Origin of the sequence: Thermobacillus composti KWC4 (assembly GCF_000227705.2) — a bacterium.
Classification (GTDB): domain Bacteria; phylum Bacillota; class Bacilli; order Paenibacillales; family Paenibacillaceae; genus Thermobacillus; species Thermobacillus xylanilyticus.
The window spans coordinates 1,853,457-1,873,623 of record NC_019897.1 but is presented as its reverse complement, the minus strand read 5'-3'; the positions used below and the strand labels follow the sequence as shown (position 1 = coordinate 1,873,623).

At 63.7% G+C, this 20,167-nt stretch carries 18 protein-coding genes and 1 pseudogene; 11 read left to right on the top strand and 8 right to left on the bottom strand.

The window, feature by feature from the left end:
* The first annotated feature begins 12 nt into the window (after positions 1-12).
* Entirely contained in the window at positions 13-2,475 is a 2,463-nt protein-coding gene (parC, locus tag THECO_RS08710) for a DNA topoisomerase IV subunit A (protein ID WP_015254664.1), read from the top strand.
* A gap of 268 nt (positions 2,476-2,743) precedes the next feature.
* On the top strand, positions 2,744-3,187 hold the full coding sequence (locus THECO_RS08705) for a MarR family winged helix-turn-helix transcriptional regulator (protein WP_015254663.1): 444 nt from the start codon (positions 2,744-2,746) through the stop codon (positions 3,185-3,187).
* Between the two features lie 3 nt (positions 3,188-3,190).
* Here the strand turns inward: THECO_RS08705 and THECO_RS08700 are convergent, their stop codons facing one another.
* From THECO_RS08700 to THECO_RS08690, 3 genes are read right to left on the bottom strand one after another with little or no spacing between them, the layout of a single operon-like run.
* The gene (locus THECO_RS08700; protein WP_015254662.1) at positions 3,191-4,489 is read right to left on the bottom strand and encodes a CapA family protein; all 1,299 of its coding nucleotides are present in this window, start codon (positions 4,487-4,489) and stop codon (positions 3,191-3,193) included.
* Complete coding sequence (locus THECO_RS08695) at positions 4,486-5,238, bottom strand: RluA family pseudouridine synthase (RefSeq protein ID WP_015254661.1); 753 nt, start codon at positions 5,236-5,238, stop codon at positions 4,486-4,488. Before THECO_RS08695 ends, THECO_RS08700 begins: the two co-directional genes overlap by 4 nt.
* Positions 5,235-6,104 (bottom strand): class I SAM-dependent methyltransferase, encoded by an 870-nt coding sequence (locus tag THECO_RS08690; RefSeq protein WP_041854332.1) that lies wholly within the window; start codon positions 6,102-6,104, stop codon positions 5,235-5,237. Before THECO_RS08690 ends, THECO_RS08695 begins: the two co-directional genes overlap by 4 nt.
* 556 nt (positions 6,105-6,660) lie before the next feature.
* On the opposite strand from THECO_RS08690, the gene THECO_RS08685 reads away from it, so the two are divergent.
* The 4 genes from THECO_RS08685 (at position 6,661) to THECO_RS08670 (ending at position 11,140) form a co-directional block, all read left to right on the top strand.
* Positions 6,661-7,938 (top strand): methyl-accepting chemotaxis protein, encoded by a 1,278-nt coding sequence (locus THECO_RS08685; RefSeq protein WP_015254659.1) that lies wholly within the window; start codon positions 6,661-6,663, stop codon positions 7,936-7,938.
* Between the two features lie 173 nt (positions 7,939-8,111).
* Entirely contained in the window at positions 8,112-9,269 is a 1,158-nt protein-coding gene (locus THECO_RS08680; protein WP_015254658.1) for a type III polyketide synthase, read from the top strand.
* Positions 9,262-10,011 carry a methyltransferase domain-containing protein gene (locus tag THECO_RS08675; protein ID WP_157373700.1) on the top strand — a complete coding sequence of 250 codons (750 nt, stop codon included), beginning with the start codon at positions 9,262-9,264 and terminating at the stop codon, positions 10,009-10,011. The genes THECO_RS08680 and THECO_RS08675 overlap by 8 nt, the downstream gene beginning before the upstream one ends.
* The gene (locus THECO_RS08670; RefSeq protein WP_015254656.1) at positions 9,986-11,140 is read left to right on the top strand and encodes an NAD(P)/FAD-dependent oxidoreductase; all 1,155 of its coding nucleotides are present in this window, start codon (positions 9,986-9,988) and stop codon (positions 11,138-11,140) included. Before THECO_RS08675 ends, THECO_RS08670 begins: the two co-directional genes overlap by 26 nt.
* A gap of 52 nt (positions 11,141-11,192) precedes the next feature.
* On the opposite strand, the gene THECO_RS08665 is transcribed toward THECO_RS08670, so the two are convergent.
* The 3 genes from THECO_RS08665 to THECO_RS08655 all read right to left on the bottom strand — a co-directional run bounded on the left by THECO_RS08665 (position 11,193) and on the right by THECO_RS08655 (position 14,073).
* Positions 11,193-13,112, bottom strand: a complete 1,920-nt coding sequence (locus THECO_RS08665; protein WP_015254655.1) for a glycosyl hydrolase family 18 protein — start codon at positions 13,110-13,112, stop codon at positions 11,193-11,195.
* Positions 13,113-13,327: 215 nt separating this feature from the next.
* Positions 13,328-13,606 (bottom strand): YxcD family protein, encoded by a 279-nt coding sequence (locus THECO_RS08660; protein ID WP_015254654.1) that lies wholly within the window; start codon positions 13,604-13,606, stop codon positions 13,328-13,330.
* A 2-nt stretch (positions 13,607-13,608) separates the two neighbouring features.
* On the bottom strand, positions 13,609-14,073 hold the full coding sequence (locus tag THECO_RS08655) for a hypothetical protein (protein WP_015254653.1): 465 nt from the start codon (positions 14,071-14,073) through the stop codon (positions 13,609-13,611).
* A 135-nt stretch (positions 14,074-14,208) separates the two neighbouring features.
* Here THECO_RS08655 and THECO_RS08650 point away from each other — a divergent pair, with 135 nt between their 5' ends.
* Positions 14,209-14,751, top strand: coding sequence for a DUF309 domain-containing protein (locus tag THECO_RS08650; RefSeq protein ID WP_015254652.1), 543 nt, complete (start codon positions 14,209-14,211; stop codon positions 14,749-14,751).
* Between the two features lie 19 nt (positions 14,752-14,770).
* On the opposite strand, the pseudogene THECO_RS08645 reads toward THECO_RS08650, so the two are convergent.
* Positions 14,771-15,357: pseudogene (locus THECO_RS08645) on the bottom strand (beta-class carbonic anhydrase).
* A gap of 2 nt (positions 15,358-15,359) precedes the next feature.
* Positions 15,360-15,695: an iron-sulfur cluster biosynthesis family protein gene (locus tag THECO_RS08640; RefSeq protein ID WP_015254651.1), complete on the bottom strand. Its 336-nt coding sequence runs from the start codon at positions 15,693-15,695 to the stop codon at positions 15,360-15,362.
* 111 nt (positions 15,696-15,806) lie between these two features.
* On the opposite strand from THECO_RS08640, the gene THECO_RS08635 reads away from it, so the two are divergent.
* From THECO_RS08635 to THECO_RS08620, 4 genes are all read left to right on the top strand, one after another.
* Positions 15,807-17,315 carry a carboxypeptidase M32 gene (locus THECO_RS08635; protein ID WP_015254650.1) on the top strand — a complete coding sequence of 503 codons (1,509 nt, stop codon included), beginning with the start codon at positions 15,807-15,809 and terminating at the stop codon, positions 17,313-17,315.
* A gap of 152 nt (positions 17,316-17,467) precedes the next feature.
* Entirely contained in the window at positions 17,468-18,466 is a 999-nt protein-coding gene (locus THECO_RS08630) for an ABC transporter substrate-binding protein (protein ID WP_015254649.1), read from the top strand.
* A gap of 45 nt (positions 18,467-18,511) precedes the next feature.
* Complete coding sequence (locus THECO_RS08625; RefSeq protein ID WP_015254648.1) at positions 18,512-19,333, top strand: ABC transporter ATP-binding protein; 822 nt, start codon at positions 18,512-18,514, stop codon at positions 19,331-19,333.
* Entirely contained in the window at positions 19,293-20,117 is an 825-nt protein-coding gene (locus THECO_RS08620) for an ABC transporter permease (protein WP_015254647.1), read from the top strand. The genes THECO_RS08625 and THECO_RS08620 overlap by 41 nt, the downstream gene beginning before the upstream one ends.
* Positions 20,118-20,167: the final 50 nt, after the last annotated feature.

The following is a 20,167-nucleotide window of genomic DNA, read 5'->3' as shown; positions in this document are numbered from 1 at the left end:
GAGAGAAGCGGCATGGGCACGCTTGAACAGTTCCTGCCGGCATTTCTCGAAGAGGTCGTGGGAGACCGCTTTGGCCGGTACTCAAAATATATCATCCAGGACCGGGCCATTCCCGATGTCCGCGACGGGCTGAAGCCGGTGCAGCGCCGCATCCTGTACGCGATGTACGAAGCCGGCAACACGCCCGACAAGCCGTACCGCAAGTCGGCGAAAACGGTCGGCGACGTGATGGGCAACTACCATCCGCACGGCGACGCTTCCATCTATGAAGGCATGGTGCGGATGGCGCAGCCGTGGAAAATGGGCCATGTGCTGATCGACGGCCACGGCAACTGGGGTTCGCTCGATGACGATCCGCCCGCCGCGATGCGGTACACGGAAGCGCGGCTGTCGCCGATCGCGATGGAGATGCTGCGCGACATCGACAAGCGGACGGTCCCGTTCAAGGACAATTTCGACAACACGGCGAAGGAGCCGGTCGTGCTGCCTTCGCGTTTTCCGAATCTGCTGGTCAACGGCGTCAGCGGCATTTCGTCCGGCTTTGCGACCGAGATTCCGCCGCACAACCTGCGCGAAGTGATCGACGCCTGCATCGCACGGATGGATGATCCGGACATTACGCTCGAGAAACTGCTGGGCATCGTGAAAGGTCCGGATTTCCCGACGGGCGGCATCATCATGGGCGAGGAGGGCATCCGCGAAGCCTACGCGACGGGCAAAGGGCGCATCTATATCCGGGCGAAGACGGATATCGAGGAGCTGCGCGGCGGCCGCAAACAGATCGTCATCACCGAGATCCCGTATCAGGTCGTCAAATCCCGGCTCGTGACGGCGATGGAGACGATCCGCCTGGAGAAGAAGGTGGACGGCATCTCGGAAGTGCGCGACGAGAGCGGCCGGAACGGGCTGCGTATCGTCATCGAGCTGAAGAAGGACGCGGACGCCGAAGGCATCCTGGCCTATCTGCTCAAGAAGACGGATCTGCAGATTACATACAACTTCAACATGGTGGCGATCGTCAACAAGGCGCCGCGCCAGCTCGGCCTCAAGGAGATGCTGACGGCGTATATCGACCACCAGAAGGAAGTCGTCTCCAATCGCTGCCGGTACGAGCTGGAGAAGGCGGAAGACCGCGCCCACGTCCTCGAAGGACTCGTCAAGGCGCTGAATATTCTCGACGATGTCATCGCGACGATCAAGGCATCGAAGAACCGCCAGGACGCGCAGCAGAACCTGGTCGCGAAGTTCGGGTTCACCGAGCGGCAGGCGGACGCGATCCTGACGCTCCAATTGTACCGGCTGACGAATCTCGAGATTACGCAGCTCACGAAGGAACTGCGCGAGACCGAGAAGCGCATCGCGTACCTGAAGTCCATCCTGTCAAGCGAGAAGAAGCTGCTCGGCGTCATCAAGGACGAGCTATTGGAAATCCGCGGCGCGTACGGGGTCGACCGGCGCTCCGACATCCGCGGCGAAGTGGAGGAGCTGAAGGTCGGCCTCGAAGTGATGGTCGCGTCCGAAGACGTACTGGTGACGCTGTCGCAGGAAGGCTACATCAAGCGGACGAGCAGGCTGTCCTTCACCCGATCCGGCGGCGACCTCGACAATTCCGGCGTCAAGGAAGGCGATATCGTCCGCCTCGTGCTGGAAGTGAATACACTGGATCAATTGCTGCTGTTCACGCGGAAGGGTTCGTACTTCCTCCTGCCGGTTCACCAGATTCCGGAGTTCAAGTGGAAGGACACCGGGACGGCGCTGGTCAACGTCGTGCCGCTCGCGAAGGACGACGGCATCGTCGGCATCGTTCCGGTGCGGGATTTCGAGCGGGAAGATCTGTCGCTTCTGTTCGTGACGAAACGCGGACAGGTGAAGCGGACCGCGCTGAAAGAGTATCAGACGACCCGCACGGGGCCGATCGCCGCATGCAGACTTGCGGACGGCGACGAAGTGGTGCAGGTGCTGGCGAGCACGGGCACACAGCAGCTCATGCTCGTCACGAAGCTCGGGATGAGCATCCGCTTCGAGGAGTCCGAAGTCAGTTCGATGGGACGCGTCGCCGCCGGCGTGCGCGGCATCATGCTGAAAGAGAACGATGAAGTCGCGGCCGCCCTGCTCGTGAAAGGCGAAGAAGGCGAGGTGCTCGTCGTCACCGATCTGGGCTGGGCGAAGCGCTCGCTGCTGCTGGATTACCCGGTGCAGGGCAGGGGCGGAAGAGGTCTTGCGACATTCGTGTTCAACGAAAGCAAGCGTGGAAAATCGAACGGCAGCCGGCTGATCGGCGCGTTCCATTGCAAGGAAGAAGCCCGCTATACGCTGGCAACATCGTCGGGCGCTTCCTTCACGTTCAGTACGGAAGATACGCCGATCGAGCTGCTGCGGTCGGGCGGCAAGCGCGTCGCCGCGCTTGACAAGCAGGACGCGGCGGTCTGCTGCTTCCGACGTCCGGACCTTGAATCCCGGGAAGGGGAAGCCTGAGCCTGATCTGACGCATTGCTGAACCCGCGCAACCGGAAAGGATTTTCCGGGGGCAGCGGGTTTTTGACGTTTGCAGAACGGGCGGTCTCCAGGCGCTTCAAGTGGTTTTACTTGTTTCGACGTCGGGCCTTGCGTACAAAATGTCATCGGTTGTCGGCTGGAAGGGGGAAGTATCGATTCGCGGCATAAATTATTAAGTGCATTAACCTTTTTTTCGACAAGAGCGGCTGATATAATGAACATAAGGCGGATATTGGGAGGGATTGGGATGTTTGCCGCGGAATTTGCCCGTCTGTGGATGAAAATCACGAAAGACTGGAAAATGCATCTCGATGAAGCGCTGGCTCCCGCCCTGACCGAAAGCCAGCTGAACGTGCTGGAACTGCTCCTTGAACATCAGCCGATGAAACCGTCGGATATGCTTCACTATCTGTCCACGACGCCGGCCGCGATCACGACACTGCTCGACCGGATGGAGCGGGGAGGACTCATTGCGCGCACCCGGGACGAAACCGACCGCCGCATCGTGTGGGTGACCGCGACGGACCGGGGGTTGCGCGAAGCGCGGCGCGGGGTGGAAATCCGCGAACGCTACATCGGACAGGCCCTGGACCGGATTTCGGCCCACAATCAGCAGCTGCTCATCTATCTGCTGGGCAAGATTGCGGATGAGCCGATTGTACGGCCGGCCGCCGCGGGAGACGAGCGGTAGCGCTCATCGCCCGTCCGGTGCGCCCATGGCAGCCAGCCGCTTCCGGAGCGCGTCCAGGTTTGTCTCCATCTGCTCATAATCGGCCGCAGAGAGCAGCGGATCGCTGCGCTCTTCGAGCACGCGCTCGACGGGGAGGATCCGGTAATGATTGCGGCCGTTCGCTTTGTAGCGGTGAACCCACGTGATGACCGGCTCCACGTCCGCCATCCGCGTCACGCCTTCCTCTTTGCGCAGCATGATCCGGTACAGTACGCCGTAATCCTTCGTGCCGCCGCGCTGGTTCGAGATGAAATTGCCCATCGAATAGATGATGACGCCCTGGCGCGCAGCACCGCTTTCGTCCTGTGTCTCCACGACTTCATACGGCTGGATGACATGCGGATGCGAGCCGGCGATCAGGTCGGCTCCGGCGGCGATCAGCCTGCGCGCGAGCGCTTTCTGTTCCTCGTTCGGCATCGTCTGGTACTCCACGCCGAAATGCAGCGCGATGACGATATAGTCGGCGCCGGCTTCCCGCAGCGCCGCGATGTCCCGGATGATGCGTTCCTCATCGATCAGCGCGACGAGCCACGGTTTGTCTTCCGGCACCGGGATGCCGTTCGTGCCGTACGTGTAGGCGAGCAGTCCGATGCGGATGTGATGCCGCTCGACGATGGTCAGCTCGGCCGCTTCGTCCGCGGAGCGGGCGGTGCCGCGGGTGACGAAGCCCTGTTCTTCCAGAAACCCGAGCGTGTGTTCGACGCCCCGTGCGCCGCGGTCCAGCGAATGGTTGTTCGCGGTTGTGACAATGTTGAATCCGGCGTCCTTCAGCGCGGCCGCCAGCTCATGCGGCGAGCTGAAGCGGGGGAAGCCCGAATAGTCGCCATCGGCCGACAGCGTCGTTTCGAGGTTGGCCATCGCCCAGTCGGCTTCCGCAAGGAGCGGCTTGACCTCGGTGAAGTACGGCGAGAAATCATACCGCTTGCTGTCCATGTCATAGTAAGCCGGAAGCTGCGGCATGTGCATCATGATGTCGCCGACCGCGGCGAGCAGGCCTTCCGCCGGCACGCCGGAGCCCGGCTCGCCGGGGGCTGCCGGTTCCGGCTCCGGTTCGACCGGCAGCTCTTCCGGCGTCTCGTCCGGTTCGGTACCGGCAGATCCGCCGCCGCTGCCGGCATCGTTGCCCGATCCCGCATGATCCGCCGCGCTCTTGCCGTCAGGCACGCCGGACGTTCCGTTCCACGCGGTCAGCGCATAGATGAGCGCCAGCCCGGCAAGCGAGACGGCGAGCATGAGGAGGATCGCGAAGCGCCGTTTCATCATCTGTCCGTCCTTTCGGCGGTGAACGATCCTTCCGCAAGCGACCATGCCGAATCGGGCCAGGAAGCCCAGACGCCTTCGCGCGGCGGAAGGGAGCGGATCTCGAGCCATTCCTTCGTCACCGGATGGGCGACGCCGATATAGGCCGACCAGAGCGCCGCGGTGTCATGGGACCGGACGCCTTCGCCCGCGCCGTATTTCCGGTCGCCGGCGAGGGGGCAGCCGATGGCGGCCATCTGCACCCGGATCTGGTGGGGCCGGCCGGTGTGCAGGCGGACGGCGACGAGCGCCCGGCCTTCCGCCTCGGCGACGACCCTGTACGACAACACCGCTTCCTTCGCGTCCGGCACGGGCTTGGGATAGGCGGTTACGATGTTGGTCTTCGCGTCTTTGCGCAGATAATGGACGAGCGTCGCCTCGCGGGAAGACGGCACACCTTCCGTGCAGGCGATGTAGCCTTTGGCGAACGAGCGGTTCCGCACCGCGTCGGACAGCCGCGACGCGGCCTTCGACGTCTTCGCCAGAAGCATCGCGCCGCCGGCCGGCCGGTCGAGTCGGTGGACGAGTCCGAGGAAGACGTTGCCCGGTTTGTTGTAGCGCGCCTTCAGATCGGCCTTGACGACCGTCAGGATGTCCGGCGCGCCGGTCTCGTCCGCCTGCGACAGCATACCGGGCGGCTTGACGACCGCGATCAGGTGGTTGTCCTCGTACAACACCTGAACGGCGGGCGCGCCGCCGTCATGGCCCGTCATGACGCCTCCCAGCGGCCGAGAATGCCGCACGGCAGCACCAGGCCGGAGCGGGTGATCGGCAGACCGATTTCGCCGCAGCGGATCGTGCCACCGAACTTCCGGCCGATCGTCATTTTGAGCAGATTGTTCAGCACGGCGGGGGACAAGCCGGTCGTATAGGCGTTGATCAGGACGAACAGCGGTTCGTCCGACAGGATCGGCAGACACGACTCCAGGAACGGGTACAGGCTCGTCTCCAGCTTCCACATTTCGCCGTTCGGACCGCGCCCGTAGGAGGGAGGGTCCATCACGATGGCGTCGTATTTGCGGCCGCGCCGCTGTTCCCGCTGGACGAACTTGAACACGTCATCCGTAATGTAGCGGATCGGCCGGTCCGCAAGCCCCGACAGGGCGGCGTTCTCCTTCGCCCACTGCACCATGCCCTTCGCCGCATCCACATGGACGACCTCGGCTCCCGCCGAAGCCGCGGCCACCGTTGCGCCGCCCGTGTAGGCGAACAGGTTCAGCAGCCGGACCGGCCGACCGGCGTCACGGATCTTGTCCATGATCCAGCTCCAGTTCACCGCCTGTTCGGGGAACAGTCCCGTATGCTTGAAATTGGTCGGCCGGATGAGAAACGTCAGCTCGCCGTACCGGATGTTCCAATGTTCCGGCAGCTTGCGCCGATATTCCCAATGTCCGCCGCCGGACGAGCTGCGGTGGTAATGGGCATGGGCGGTCAGCCATTCGTCCGTCTCCCGCCCGATCGGCCAGATGATCTGCGGATCCGGCCGGCGGAGGACCACCGTTCCCCAACGCTCAAGCTTCTCGCCGCCTCCGGCGTCAATCACTTCATAATCGACCCATTGATCTGCTATGTAGTACATCGGACAGACCTTCCTTGACTTCGCATAATTGGCGCCGGGATATCGATCAGGGACGCGAAAAAATCGCCCGACCGCACCCGCGCCTGACAATGGAACTATTATAGCGGAAGGCGGAAGCGAGGACAATTGCGGACCGGCGCCGCCGCCGTTTCCGTCTTTGGACTCGCCGCCGAGCAGCGAGCTGATCAATCCGCCGAGATCGGAGAGAAACGCGAGCAGATCTCCGAGCAGACCTCCGAATGCGAGCGTCCTGACGGATGCGGACGAGACGAAGCCGGCTGCGGAAGCGGGGGCGGCTTGCGAGAAGGAAGCCGTCAAGACCAGAATGAGTGCCAGCGTGAGAAATTTGACCCGTGTCAAGATCATCACCTCCTATTCATTAATACGAACATTACTGTACGTTATAAAGGTTATCACAGACGGTTGACTTGTATATGGCGCAAGACGCGGTCGGCGTTCGGACAAATATTTTTATTTCCGCTGAACTGTCAAAAGGGTTTCGCGCGCATCCGACGAATGGAATAGGAAGGGAAAAGCATCCTCGGGAGGAATCGACGTGAAATTCAAATTCAGTATCATGAAAAAAGTCGTACTCGGTATCACGGCAGTATCGGCGGTAACGTACGGAACAAGCGCGTTCTTCATTCTGGTGCTAATGGATTATTTAGATGAACATATATCCGAAGTCTGGTTTATTGTCGGCACGCTGCTGCTTGGCATTTTCTGGACCGGATTTCTGGGCATGCTGGCGGCGAACCGATTGATCAAGCCGCTCAAGCAGCTCATGCAGACGGCCAACAAGGTGTCCGAAGGCTACCTGAACGTCGAGGTCGTTCCGCCGCGTTCGGACGATGAACTGCGAGCGCTTGCCCTGTCGTTCGACGCGATGATCCGGCAGCTGCGCACGATCGTCGACGGCATCGCGGACAACTACAAGGCCACCCATCTGCATGTCGGCGAATTGGGGAATGCGATCGAACAGGCCACCCGGCACATCCAGAACATTACGGACCGTGTCGACAAAATGTCCGACGGCGCGGAACATCAGTCCAAATCGACGGCCGTCATGTTCCGTTCGCTGGAGCTGGCATCAAGCGCCGCGAACGAGATCAGCGAGCTGGCCGAAGAAGCGCGGAGATCGGCGATCAAGATGGATCAGACGATCCACGAGAACGGCGAAGCGATTGCGTCGCTAGTGGAAGGCATGCGGAAAATGGCCGTCCTCAACCGGGAATCGATCGAAACCGTGCGGCGGCTGGACGAGCATGCCGGCCTGATCGGGAACATCTCCGAAGTCGTCGCCGGCATCGCCGACCAGACGCACATGCTGTCGCTCAACGCCTCGATCGAAGCGGCGCGGGCCGGGGAGGAAGGACGCGGATTCGCGGTCGTCGCGGAAGCCGTCCGCAAGCTGGCCCAGCAGAGCGCCGAATCAGTGCAGGATATCCGGCAGCTGATCGAACAGATCCAGCAGGAGATCAGACAAGTGGTGGAACAGATCTCCGAGCAGTATGAAGTGGCGGAACAGGAGTCCGAACACGGCGAGAAGTCCGCGGAAGCGCTGCGCCTGATTGCCGGAGAGGCGGACAATGTGCACAAGATCGTGGTGGAAGCGTCGAACCGCGTCATGATGCAGGCGGAGCAAATGAACAGCACGCTCGCCGAGGCGCGCGCGGTCGTCGAAATTGCGGAACAGATCCGGGAAGGGGCGCAGCAAGTGTTCGCGTCGACGCAGGAACAATATGCGCTCATGCAGGAAATCACGTCGACGTCCGAACAGCTTCAGCAGCATTCGGCCAATCTGAGAAAACGGATCGAATTTTTCAAATCCTGACCCTTACGAATCGAGTAGGAGGGGGCTAGCCGCCCCCTCCTACTCGATATGCGGCCGGCATCCGGCACGGCGTGCATAACTTCGGCCCGTTCCCGAATACAATCGTGTAGCGGCATCGCTTGTCCGATTGCGGGCAAGCGGCGGCTGATGCGACAGGAAAGGGTGAGTGCGGGATGGACCATACGCCGGATATCGCGCTGCTCGGCATCGGCACCGCCGTTCCGGCCTGGCGACTGGATCAGGCGGATACGGCGCTGCGGGTGGCGGAAGCGCTGCGGGACGATCCCGGCGCGGCGCGCTGGGCACGGCGCATCTTCCGCCAACAGGGCATCGAGGCGCGCTACACGTGCGAGCCGAATCTGCTGGAGGAAGCCGGCGCGTGCCGCTATTTTCCGCGGAGCCGGGAGGCGGCTCCCGCCACCGCCGAACGGATGGGCGTCTATCGCCGTGAGGCGCTGCCGCTCGCGCGTCTTGCGGCGGAGCGGGCGCTCGCGGACAGCGGCACGCCGCCCGGGGCCGTGACCCACCTGATCACGACAAGCTGCACGGGGCAATATTTGCCCGGACTGGACGCGGAGCTTATCCGGGCGCTCGGCCTGCCGGCGAGCGTCAATCGGCTGCCGCTCACGTTCGTCGGCTGCGCGGCGGGGCTCAAAGCGATCGGGCTGGCCCGGCAGTTCGCGGCCGCTTCCCCGAACGGGGACGTCTGCGTGCTCGTCGTCTGCGTCGAGCTCTGTACGCTGCATTTCCAGCCTTCGGGCGCCAGGGAAGATCTGTTCGCCGCATCGCTGTTCGGAGACGGCGCTTCCGCCTGCGTCGTCGGCGCGCCGGCGGACGGGCGGACTGCCGTGTTCAGGCTCGGGCAGCCCCGGTCTGTCCTGCTGCCGGGCGGGGAAGCGGACATGACCTGGAACATCGGGCCGTACGGATTCGAACTGATGCTTTCGGCGAATGTGCCCAGGCTGATCCGCACCCATCTGCCCGCGGAGATCCGTCCGTTCATGGCGGGGGGAACGGCTCCCGGGCTGTGGGCGATCCATCCCGGCGGACGCGGCATCATCGACGCGGTGGAGGAGACGTGCGGGCTGTCGGCGGAGCAGACGCGTCCGAGCCGGGAAGTGCTGCGGCAGTACGGCAACATGTCCTCCGTGGCCATTCTGTTCGTGATGCAGGAGCTGCGGCGGGAGCTTCAGCGGCGGCCGACACGGACCGGACCGCTTGACGGCATCGCCGTCGCCTTCGGTCCGGGGCTGACGGCCGAGCTCTTGCCGTTCGGCTTCGCGCATGCCCCGGTTCCCGGGGAGAGCGGGCAGGTTGCCGTCCATGCTTGACCTGCTTCGGATGCGGGCTTCGCAGCCTGAGCGAATGGACGGCAGCGGCGTGCCGGAAGCGGAGCTTGCGGGCGCCTACCGCCGGCTGCGGATGCTCAACCGGCTGTTCGCGGCCGCGGCGCCGATCCGCACCGGCGTCGAGCGTCTCTGGATCGAAGCGGGCAGGCCCGCGCGGCTGTCGGTGCTTGATATCGGCGCCGGTTCCGGCGATGTGAACCGTTCGCTGCTCCGCTGGGCGGAACGGAACGGGATCGGGATCGCGATCCGGCTGGTCGACGTCAGGGAAGAAGCTTGCCGCGAGGCGAGGCGGCTGTTTCGCGGGGATGCGCGGATTGAAGTGGCGCGCGGCGATTTGTTCGACCTGCCGGATCAGGCGGCGGATATCGTCACGGCGACGCAGTTCGTCCACCATTTCGGACCGGACGAGCTGCCCCGCGTCATCCGCCGCATGCTCGGCGTCTCCCGGATCGGCGTCGTCCTGAGCGATCTTCGCCGCCACATCGTCCCCTGGGCCGCGGTGTGGCTGACGGCGCGGCTGTTGACGGGGAACCGCTGCATCCGGACCGACGCGCCGCTGTCCGTGGCGCGCGGATTCCGCGAGGAGGATTGGGACAAGCTGGCCATTGACGGCGGCATCCGGGAGATGTGGTATGCGCGCAAGGCGCCGTACCGCTATGTCGTCGTCATCCGGAAAAGCGGTACGGAAAAAGGCGGTGATGCGTCTGGCGGACAAGACGGTTGACGCGGTCGTGATCGGCGGAGGCCCGGGCGGCAGCGCCGCGGCCCGCGCGCTGGCCGCGGCGGGATGGGAGACGATCGTCCTGGAGCGGCGCGCCTTTCCCCGGCACAAGGTATGCGGCGAATTTCTGTCGCCGGAAGCGAAGACGACGCTGCGCGAGCTCGGGCTCGAAGACGCGGTGAACGGCCTGTCGCCCGTCCGGATCGAGCGCGTCCGCCTGTCGGCGGCCGGCGGCAGGCCGCTCGACGTGCCGCTTCCCGGCGCCGCGCTTGGCATCAGCCGCCGTGAACTGGACGCGGCGCTGCTGGACGGCGCCCGGCGGGCGGGAGCGGAAGTGCGCGAAGGAATCCGGGCGGCGGGCATCCGCCGGGAAGGCGGCATCTACGCCGTCGACACGCAGGGGAACGGAGCGGCGGGGACGGTTCACGCGCGCGTCGTCGTCGGCGCCTGGGGAGCGGGAGCGCGCAAGGCGTTCGCGGACCCGCGCGCCGCCCGGACGGGCGCATCCCGGCTGCTTGGCGTAAAGGTCCATTTCGAGGGAATCCCCGTCATTCCGGTGACGGAGCTCTACGCGTTCCGCGGCGGATACCTCGGCCTGTCGCCCGTGCCCGGCGGGCGGGTCAACGCCGCGGCGCTGCTCGATCCGCGGGCGTTCGGCGGCGGGGAGTCTTCCGCCCTGGCCTGGATCGCCGCAGCGGCACGCCGCCATCCCGAACTGGCGCGCAGACTCGAAGGCGCCAGGCCCGTGCCCGGCACGGAGGCCGCGGTCTCGCCGGTCATGCTCGACCGCAGGCCGCTCGCCTGGTCCGGCTGCCCGCTCGTCGGCGACGCGGCGCTCCGCATTCCGCCGCTCTGCGGCGACGGCATGTCGATCGCGCTGCGCTCCGGCCTGGTCTGCGCGCGGCTGGCCGATCGCCGATTGCGCGGCGACATGACGGATGATGCGTGGCGCCGCGAATACGAGCGGTTCTTCCGCCGGGAATGCGCCGGCGCGCTGCGGCTCGGACGTCTGCTGCAGACGGTGCTCGGCCGTCCGGGCGCCGCCCGGCTGCTGCTTGCAATCGGGCATGCCGCGCCGGAATGGGCTGCCGCGGTCGTGCGGCGCACCCGGCTGGCGGAGCCGGGCAGCTGAAAGCCGGGGAAGAAGAAGGCGGACGCCGCAACCCGCGGCGTCCGCCTTTCCGTTATTTCATTCTGAGCATCATGGTCCACAAATCCGCCGGTTCGTAGCCGAGCCGCCAGACGGCGACGCCGGCCAGATCGTACTTCTTCGCCAGTTCGATCCTCGCCTTGATCGTCTGCTCCGTCTCCATCCAGAACACATAGGTCTGACCGTCCTTGACATACGTCACTTTCGTCTGACCGAACGTCGGGTCGTAAACCGCCGTCTCCTCGACCTCATTCAGCAGGGCGGGGATGTCCTTCATCAGCACCGCCCGCGAGCCGAGCACGTTGCCGGAAGCGTCGACTTTCCATTCCCGCACATAGAACGGCACGCCGAGGAACAGTTTCGAGCGGGGAATGCCGTAGGACAGAAAATCGATGATGCCTTGCTCCGTCCAGGCCAGACCGGATACGGAGCCGGGCTTCGTGCTGCCGCTCCAGTACTGGTCGTAGGCCATGATCATGATGTAGTCGACGGCTTCCGCAATTTTCTCATGATCGTAAGCGGTCTGGTGATTCCAGGCTTTGTCGCCGCGGATCAGGTCGATGGATATTTTCATGCCGCGGGCATGGACGGCGTCCGCCAGCTTCCGCACGAAGGCGGTATAACGGTTCCGGTCCGTTCCGGCCACTTCCTCGAAATCGAGATTGACGCCGTAGACGCCGAGCTCGGCCAGCCGGTTCACGAGGGCGTCAATGAACCGCTTCTGCGCCGCTTCGTCGGCGAGAAACGCGCTGGTCATCCGCCGGTCGAACTGGTTGTTCACGAGCGGCATGACCTTGATGCCGCGGGCCTTCAATTCCTTCGCAAGCGCCGGATCCGACTTGTCCTCCAGCGTGCCGTCCGCCGACGCGAGCTGGAACCAGGTGGGCGAGTCGATGTCGAGCCCCTGCGTGTTCGCAATCTGGCTCAGAATCGTGCCCGTGCTCGATGAACCGTTCCAGCCGAGGTAGAGCAGCCGGCTCGCGTTGCTCCAGAGCACCCGTCCGTCCTCCGTGCGGATGGAGGCGTTCGCGAGGCCCGATGCGGCGGTGATCGCGCTTTTCAGCGCATGGAACTGCCGGACTTCGCGGTCGCCCTGGTAGACGCGGTAATACGGGATGTTCGTCCAGAGCACCTTGCCGTCCCGGATGATCTCCGCTCCGGCCAATCCCTTCGCGTAGGCGACGGCGTTGTCGAGGCCGAAGAACCTTTTCCGTTCCTTGCCGTTCTGGAAGACGGCGAACGGCGGGACGTTCGAATGGACGACCGTTCCCGTGTCCAGATGGATGACTTCGCTGCCCGCGATGCCGGCCGCGGCCTGAATGGCGTCGCGCAGATAGCCGTAGCGCTTCTCGCCGGGTTCGCCATTGACGAGGACGGCATAGGCGGGAGCTTTTTCCCGTTCCGCCGCTTCCTCTTCATCCGTAAGGTTGTCCCAGATCCATGAATTCGTCGCCAGATCGATGACATGCATGTTCCGATAATATTTCGCGACGGCTTTCGCCTCCGCCAGCGTGGTGAACGACCAGGCGGGGAGGGTTTTGTGCCCCTGGTACAACCGGTAACGCGCGAATTTCGCGTAGGCCCAGCCGGGCTGTTCGAGATCGCGGATCGCGACGTTGATTTTGCCGGCCGCCGCCTTTTTCGCTTCGGCATATGTACGGAACAGCATGTTCGGTGCCAGCACGCCGTCGACATACACCGCATAGCGAGGATAATTGTGCCAGACCCAGGCGCGGTCGGCAATCTTCTCGACGCGGCTGTACGCGAACTGCTTCGCGTAGGCGATCGCCTGCGATTCCGTGGCAAATTCTTTGAGCGGTTTGTCGTTCTGATAGACGCGGTACTTCGTGATGCGGGCGAGATCCGCCGCGGCGTTCGCCGCGGATGCCGCCTGCAGGCTGAGCGCGAAAATGATCAGCAGCGCGAGAACCGCCCGTAGGGCCCGAAGTTCCATTCGAGGCTCAACATCCTTCCTCTGGCAATCTGTGAATCTATTAGTTTAACGCAGAAGATGGAGGAAGGTTGCTTGGCAAAGTTTCCATGGCGCCCAAAAAAATAAACGTAAAAACATACCGGCACTTCCGGAGCCCCGTACTCAAAATAAAAACCGCCCGGCCCATTCGATGATGAGCCGGACGGCCTCCCCGCGTTCGCAGGCTGAACCCGCCGTCAATCCGCAATATCTGCCCAGATCTCGTCGTCCAACCCGAGCCGGATCTGTTCGCGGAACACCCGTCTGCCGTATTCGGTGAGCATGTAGCGTTCGATCGCTTCGAGCAGGTTCGCTTCGACGATGTACTGGCTGCGGCCGAGCACCCAGACCTCGGCCGTATAGCCGTAATCCTCATCCCATTGAAGCTGCACTTCAACGTCGGTCGGCTTCACGCCTTTCCGTTCGGCGAAATGAAGGCAGACCGCGTTGACGATCTCATCCATTGACAGCCGCATGCTCAGTACGGTCTCCTCGATTCACGCGGCGGTCTCCGGTCGCGGAAGTACCGGTATGCGGCGCGGATCAGCACGAACAGGAAATAGATGGCGAGCACATTGATCATCAGGCCGAGCAGTTCGCCGAAGAATCCCATGCCGGCGAACAGGCTGCCGAACAGAAGGCCGGCGAGACCGCCGATCATGAGGCCCTTCATGAAGCTGCCGCCGCCGAAGAAGCCGCGCTGCGTGCCGGCGGTGCCGCCGGTTGTGTTCGCGCCGGCCTTCGTGCTAGAAGCGGTGCCGGAAGCCGTCCGATCGGTTTTGCTGACGTTGTTGTCCTGAATTTTCTTCGGCTGCTCCTTGAACGTCTGCCTCGGTGCGGTAAAGCGGCCGCGGCGCGCATCGGCCGGTTCGGCGACCGTCACGAAGAACACGGTGAAGACGGTGAGCAGCAGAAGCGCTTTCGTCCAGGTCGAGGACTTCATGGTATAAAACTTGCCTCCCACTATGTTCTGTCTTCTGGTATCATCAACTTATACGTCCGGGTCGGGTCCCGGTTTCAAGAAAATTGTTTAAGAAAATGCCGTTACAAGAACAGGCAGGCTGGCAGGTGAACGGGCATGTCCGCGTATCCGGAACCGTATGTGGATTATCTGTTCGAGTTTCACGCGACGCGCGATTACTTCGAATGCCATGAACGATTGGAGGAATACTGGAAATCGCTGCCGCTCCGGGATCCGGACCGCGACGTCTGGGTCGGACTGATCCAGCTCGCGGTGGCGCTGTACCATCATCGACGCGGCAATGCGGCGGGCGCGGTGAAAATATACCGCGGCGCGGCGGCGCGGCTCCGCCCGGAGACGCTCGACCGGCTCGGACTGGACGGCGCGGCGGTGCAAGAAATCGCAGCCGAATCGGCGCGCCGGCTCGAAGCGGCGGGGAGAGAAGCCGTTTACCGGGCGGTCAATCTGCCGATCCGGGACGGCGAACTGCTCAAGCTGCTGCAGGAACGGGCTCGCCGGCAAGGTTTTGCCTGGGGAGCGGACGATCCGCTCGAGGAGAGCATCGTCCGGCGGCACGCGCTGCGCGACCGCTCGGACGTCATTGAAGCGCGGGCGAGGGCAGCGGCCGAGCGGACGGCTGCGCGGCGGCGCGATCCGTAGCGCCGGAATCCCGCAGCGCTCACACGGCTTGTCCGGTGTAGCCGTCCACGACGAGGTCGAGCTTGCCGGTGACGGGGTGCACGATCAGGCCATGCACACAGGTGCCCGGCGGCAGCAGGGGGTGGCGGCTGACGATGCGGACGCTTTTCTCGACGCTGTCGCGCACGTTGTCGAACCCGGTCAGCCACCGGTCGAGCTGAAAGCCCGCGTTCGTCAGCATCTCGATCGTCGAATCGGCGATGCCGCGCTCGCGCATGTGCTCCAGCACGACATCCGGATTGAGACCGGTCATGCCGCATTCGTGATGTCCGACGATGAACACTTCGGTCGCCTTCAATTCATACAGCGCGATTCATACAGCGCGATCAGGATGCTCCGCATGATATTGCCGAACGGCTGTGTGACGATGCCGCCGGCGTTCTTGATGATCTTCGCATCACCGTTGCGCAGGTTCATCGCCCGCGGCAGCAGTTCCGTCAGCCGCGTGTCCATGCAGATGACGACGACCATTTTCTTGTCGGGAAAGCGATCCGTCATGTACGTTTCATACTCGCGGTTTTCGACAAACTTTCGGTTATGTTCCAATATGGATTCCAGCCGGTTCATGATTACCCTCCTGAACTGCGGGCCGTGATGACCCTGAGATGCGTCGTATAGATTTGTCCCGCGCCGCGCAGCATCAGACCGCCGCCGTCCGGCGCGAGGTCGATGACCAGACGGTCTTCGAAAAACACCTCATGCCGCGGGTCATACCCGATCTCGAACGATCCGTTCGTCTCCGCCTCCGCATCCCCGGGCGCCGGTTCATCCAACGCGTGCAGAGCGGGGACGCCGCTGACGGCGCAGCCGCAGCCTTCCGCATCATAGATCAGCCGGAGCCGCCGTCCGACGCCCGGCATGGCGGCAAGCCGGGCGGCAGCTTCCGGCGTCATGTCAATGCGCATCGCGATTCTCCTTTCGCGGCCCAGGGCCGCCGCAAGTCAAAGTTGATTATACGGTGCGCGCGGACGTATCATCAAGTGGAGAGCCAAATTGCTGGAAAGGCGGTTGGATGCATGGAGAAGGCGGAAGCGCTCGCGAAATTCCGCGAGCTGATCAAGAAGATCAAAAGCTACGAGGAAGTGATCGGGCTCGCGTATTGGGACATGCGGACCGGCGCGCCGAAGCGCGGCATCGACGGGCGTTCGGAGGCGGTCGGCGTCCTGTCGGCCGAGTCGTTCAGACTGGCCGTATCCGATGAGATGGGCGAACTGCTGGCGCGTCTCCGGGAGCCCGATGCGTACGGGAACCTGTCCCGGATCGACCGGAGGCTGGTCGACGAGACGGCGAAGGAATACGAGCGGAACCGGCGCATTCCGCCGGAGCTGTATCAGGAATACGTCGTGCTGACGTCGCAGGCGGAAGCGTTCTGGGAGCAGGCGAAGGCGGACAACGACTACGCCGGCTTCCGGCCGTATCTCGAGCGGATCATCGAGTTTACGAACCGGTTCATCGATCTGTGGGGCGTGAAGGGGACGCGCTACGACACGCTGCTCGACCAGTATGAGCCGGGCATGACGACCGCCGAACTCGACCGGCTGTTCGGGGGCCTTAGGGAGAAGCTCGTTCCGCTCGCAGCCGCGATCGCCGAATCGCCCGCGCAGCCGGACCGTTCGGTCCTCGCCGGCACGTTCGAGCCGGAAGCGCAGCGCCGGTTCAGTCTGTTCATTCTGAAGGAAATGGGCTTTGATTTCGACGCCGGCCGGCTGGACGAAAGCGTCCACCCGTTCGCGACGGGCCTGGGTCCCGGCGACGTCCGCATCACGACGCGCTATCTCAAGGACGATGTGGCAAGCGCCCTGTTCGGCACCATCCATGAAGGCGGCCACGCGCTGTATGAGCAGAACATCGGCAGCGAGCTTGCCGGCACGACGCTGCATACCGGCACGTCGATGGGCATCCACGAGTCGCAATCGCGGTTCTGGGAGAACATCATCGGCCGCAGCCGTCCGTTCTGGCAGCGCTATTTCGGCGAGCTGCAAAGCCATTTTCCGGGCCGGCTGAATACGGATGCGGAATCGTTCTACCGGGCGATCAACATCGTCGAACCTTCGCTGATCCGGATCGAAGCCGACGAGTTGACGTACAACCTTCACATCATCATCCGTTACGAGATCGAGAAAATGATTTTCGACGGGGGCGCCAAAGCGGCGGATCTGCCGGAGATCTGGAACGCGAAGTACAAGGAGTACCTCGGCGTCGAGCCGAAGAACGACGCGGAAGGGGTGCTGCAGGATGTCCACTGGTCCGGCGGCGCGTTCGGCTACTTCCCGTCTTATGCGCTCGGCAACATGTACGCCGCGCAGTTCGCCGCCGCCATGGAGCGGGAAATGCCGGACATGTGGGAGCGGGTCGGCTCCGGCCGCCTGATCCCGATCAAGGACTGGCTGACGGAGCGCATCTACCGGTACGGCAAGCTGGAGACGCCGGGCGAGATCGTGCGGCGCGTAACCGGCGAACCGCTGAATCCGTCCTACCTGACCGATTACCTGGAGGAAAAATACCGCGAGATCTACCGGCTGTAATCCCGGGCGCAAGACCCGGCCGGATCGCCATGCGTGGCGGACCGGCCGGGTTTTTCGTACTTGGGCGCCCGCCGCCATACACCAACCGCCTGCCCCGAGAATAGGCTGTAACACACCCGATTCAACCCGGTAGAAAAAGGCGGTGAAAGTGCATGCACAAGCGATCGCGATACGGATGGCTGCTCGCGGCCGCGCTGATCGCCGCGCTGCTGGCGGGCTGCGGCGGCGGTTCGAAAGAGGCGGCGAAAGTGAAAGTGGGCGAGGTGACGCGCTCGCTTTTTTACGCCCCCTTATATGTCGCGCTGAGCCAGGGCTTTTTTGCGGATGAGGGACTTCAGGTCGACCTCCAGACGACGGCCGGCGGCGACAAGACGATGACGGCGCTCTTGTCGGGCGGCATCGACATCGCGCTGGTCGGTTCGGAAACGTCGATCTATGTCTATCAGCAGGGCGCGGATGATCCGGTCATCAATTTCGCCCAGCTGACGCAGACCGACGGCACGTTCCTCGTCGCCCGCGAGAAGAAGGAATCGTTCGACTGGGACGATCTGAGAGGGTCGGTGTTCCTCGGCCAGCGCAAGGGCGGCATGCCGCAGATGGCGGGCGAATTCACGCTGCGGAAGCACGGCATCGATCCCCATGAAGACCTGGAGCTGATCCAGAACGTCGATTTTGCCAATATTCCGGCGGCATTCGCATCGGGAACGGGCGAATATGTCCAGCTGTTCGAACCGCAGGCGTCGATCTTCGAGAAGGAAGGCAAAGGCTACGTCCTCGCGTCGTTCGGGGTTGAGAGCGGCCGGCTGCCGTACACGGTGTTCATGGCGAAGCGAAGCTACATCGAGAAAAATAAAGAAATCGTCCAGCGGTTCACGAACGCGGTCACGAAGGCGCAGCGGTGGGTCGAAGACCATCCGGCCGGCGAAATTGCGGATGCGGTGCTCGAGTTTTTCGAAGGCACGGACCGGGACATTGCCGTCCGCGTCATCGAGCGGTACAAGGCGCAGCAATCGTACGCCGTCGGCGGCGTGATTGACGAGGAAGAATGGAACAATCTGCTGGACATCATGGAGCAGGCCGGCGAGATCACGGAGCGGACGCCGCGTGAAGCGATCGTCGACAACACGTTCGCGGAGCAGGCGCTGCGCTGATGAAAAGCGCGTCAGCCGCATGGCGCAAGCGGAGGAGGGATGCGGATGGACGCCATGCTTCGACTGTCCGGCGTATCGCACGCTTACGTCGGTCCCGGGGGCGCGGCGCTGGCCGTGGACGGGCTGAATCTTGACGTCGCCGCCGGCGAATTCGTCAGCCTGGTCGGACCGAGCGGCTGCGGCAAGACGACAATCCTCAATCTGTTGGCCGGCCTCATCAAGCCTTCGCGGGGAACCGTCGAACTGGCGGGCGAGAAGGTGAGCGGCCCGAACCCGCGCATCGGCTACATGCTCCAGCAGGATTATCTGTTCCCGTGGCGGAACATCCGCGACAACGCGCTGATCGGGTTCGAAATCGCGGGCGCGCGCGGTCCGGAAGCCGAGCGGCGTGTCGACCGGCTGCTCGCCGAATTCGGCCTGGCCGGGGCCGCGCGCCGCTTTCCGCATGAGCTGTCCGGCGGGATGCGCCAGCGCGCCGCGCTCGTGCGGACGCTGGCGCGGGAGCCGGATGTGCTGCTGCTCGACGAACCGTTCTCGGCGCTCGATCTGCTCATCCGGCTGCAGCTTGAAGATCTCGTATGGGAGACGGTGCGCGCGCGCGGCGTGACGGCCGTGCTGGTGACGCACGATCTGGAAGAGGCGGCCGCGATGAGCGACCGCGTCGTCATTCTGGACGCATCGCCCGGCCGCATCCGGACCGTGCTGGACGTGCCGGCTTCGATCCGCGCGAGACAGCCGTCCGAAGCGCGGTGGGAACCGGAATTCGGGCCGCTGTTCCACCGTCTGCGGGGGATGATTCAGGATTCGGAGGGAGGGGGTCCGGGCCATGCCCGAGGAGCGGGAACACAGCTGGATTCGCGAGCTTGAGCATAAGTACCGTTCGCGGGCCGCGCGAATCACGCTGCTTGTCCGGATTTTGCAGATTGCGCTGTTCGCCGCCTTCATCATCCTGTGGGAGACGGCCGTTCGTTCCGGCTGGATCGACGAGCTGCTGTTCAGCTACCCGGGCAAAATCGCGAGGATGCTCGGGGAACTCGCCGCTTCCGGATCGCTTCTGCCGCATACGATGACGACCGTGGCCGAGACGACTGCAGGCTTCGTGCTCGGCACGCTGGGCGGAACCGCCCTGGCGGCGCTGCTCTGGTGGTTCCCGGTCGTCTCGCGCGTGCTCGATCCGTACCTGGTCGTGCTGAACAGCATGCCCAAGGTGGCGCTCGGTCCGATTTTCATCGTCGGCTTCGGTCCGGGGTATCTCTCGATCATCATGACGGCGGTGTCGGTGACGATCATCATTACGACGCTGACGATCTACGGCCGGTTCCGGGAAATCGACGCCAACTATCTGAAGGTGGTGAGGCTGTTCGGCGGCACGCGCGGCCAGGTGTTCCGGCTGGCCGTCCTGCCCGGCTCGCTGCCGACGATCGTTTCGACGCTGAAGGTGAATGTCGGGTTGTCGTGGGTCGGCGTCATCGTCGGCGAGTTTCTGACGGCAAAAAGCGGACTCGGCTATCTGATCATCTACGGATTCCAGGTGTTCAATTTCACGCTGGTGCTGTCATCGCTCATCGTGATCGGCGCGGTCGCCGCCGTCATGTACGGACTCGTCTCGCTGATCGAGGCGCGGCTGTCGCCGGGTTACAGAGACCGGTGAGCGGAAAGCTGAGCGTTGTGCATGCGGGCGGGCCTTTTTCCAGAGGAAGC

Coding starts and splice junctions, on each gene's coding strand:
- parC (WP_015254664.1), top strand. CDS start 13: ATGGGCACGCTTGAACAGTTCCTGCCGGCATTTCTCGAAGAGGTCGTG.
- THECO_RS08705 (WP_015254663.1), top strand. CDS start 2,744: ATGTTTGCCGCGGAATTTGCCCGTCTGTGGATGAAAATCACGAAAGAC.
- THECO_RS08700 (WP_015254662.1), bottom strand. CDS start 4,489: ATGATGAAACGGCGCTTCGCGATCCTCCTCATGCTCGCCGTCTCGCTT.
- THECO_RS08695 (WP_015254661.1), bottom strand. CDS start 5,238: ATGACGGGCCATGACGGCGGCGCGCCCGCCGTTCAGGTGTTGTACGAG.
- THECO_RS08690 (WP_041854332.1), bottom strand. CDS start 6,104: ATGTACTACATAGCAGATCAATGGGTCGATTATGAAGTGATTGACGCC.
- THECO_RS08680 (WP_015254658.1), top strand. CDS start 8,112: ATGGACCATACGCCGGATATCGCGCTGCTCGGCATCGGCACCGCCGTT.
- THECO_RS08675 (WP_157373700.1), top strand. CDS start 9,262: ATGCTTGACCTGCTTCGGATGCGGGCTTCGCAGCCTGAGCGAATGGAC.
- THECO_RS08670 (WP_015254656.1), top strand. CDS start 9,986: ATGCGTCTGGCGGACAAGACGGTTGACGCGGTCGTGATCGGCGGAGGC.
- THECO_RS08665 (WP_015254655.1), bottom strand. CDS start 13,112: ATGGAACTTCGGGCCCTACGGGCGGTTCTCGCGCTGCTGATCATTTTC.
- THECO_RS08660 (WP_015254654.1), bottom strand. CDS start 13,606: ATGCGGCTGTCAATGGATGAGATCGTCAACGCGGTCTGCCTTCATTTC.
- THECO_RS08655 (WP_015254653.1), bottom strand. CDS start 14,073: ATGAAGTCCTCGACCTGGACGAAAGCGCTTCTGCTGCTCACCGTCTTC.
- THECO_RS08650 (WP_015254652.1), top strand. CDS start 14,209: ATGTCCGCGTATCCGGAACCGTATGTGGATTATCTGTTCGAGTTTCAC.
- THECO_RS08640 (WP_015254651.1), bottom strand. CDS start 15,695: ATGCGCATTGACATGACGCCGGAAGCTGCCGCCCGGCTTGCCGCCATG.
- THECO_RS08635 (WP_015254650.1), top strand. CDS start 15,807: ATGGAGAAGGCGGAAGCGCTCGCGAAATTCCGCGAGCTGATCAAGAAG.
- THECO_RS08630 (WP_015254649.1), top strand. CDS start 17,468: ATGCACAAGCGATCGCGATACGGATGGCTGCTCGCGGCCGCGCTGATC.
- THECO_RS08625 (WP_015254648.1), top strand. CDS start 18,512: ATGGACGCCATGCTTCGACTGTCCGGCGTATCGCACGCTTACGTCGGT.
- THECO_RS08620 (WP_015254647.1), top strand. CDS start 19,293: ATGCCCGAGGAGCGGGAACACAGCTGGATTCGCGAGCTTGAGCATAAG.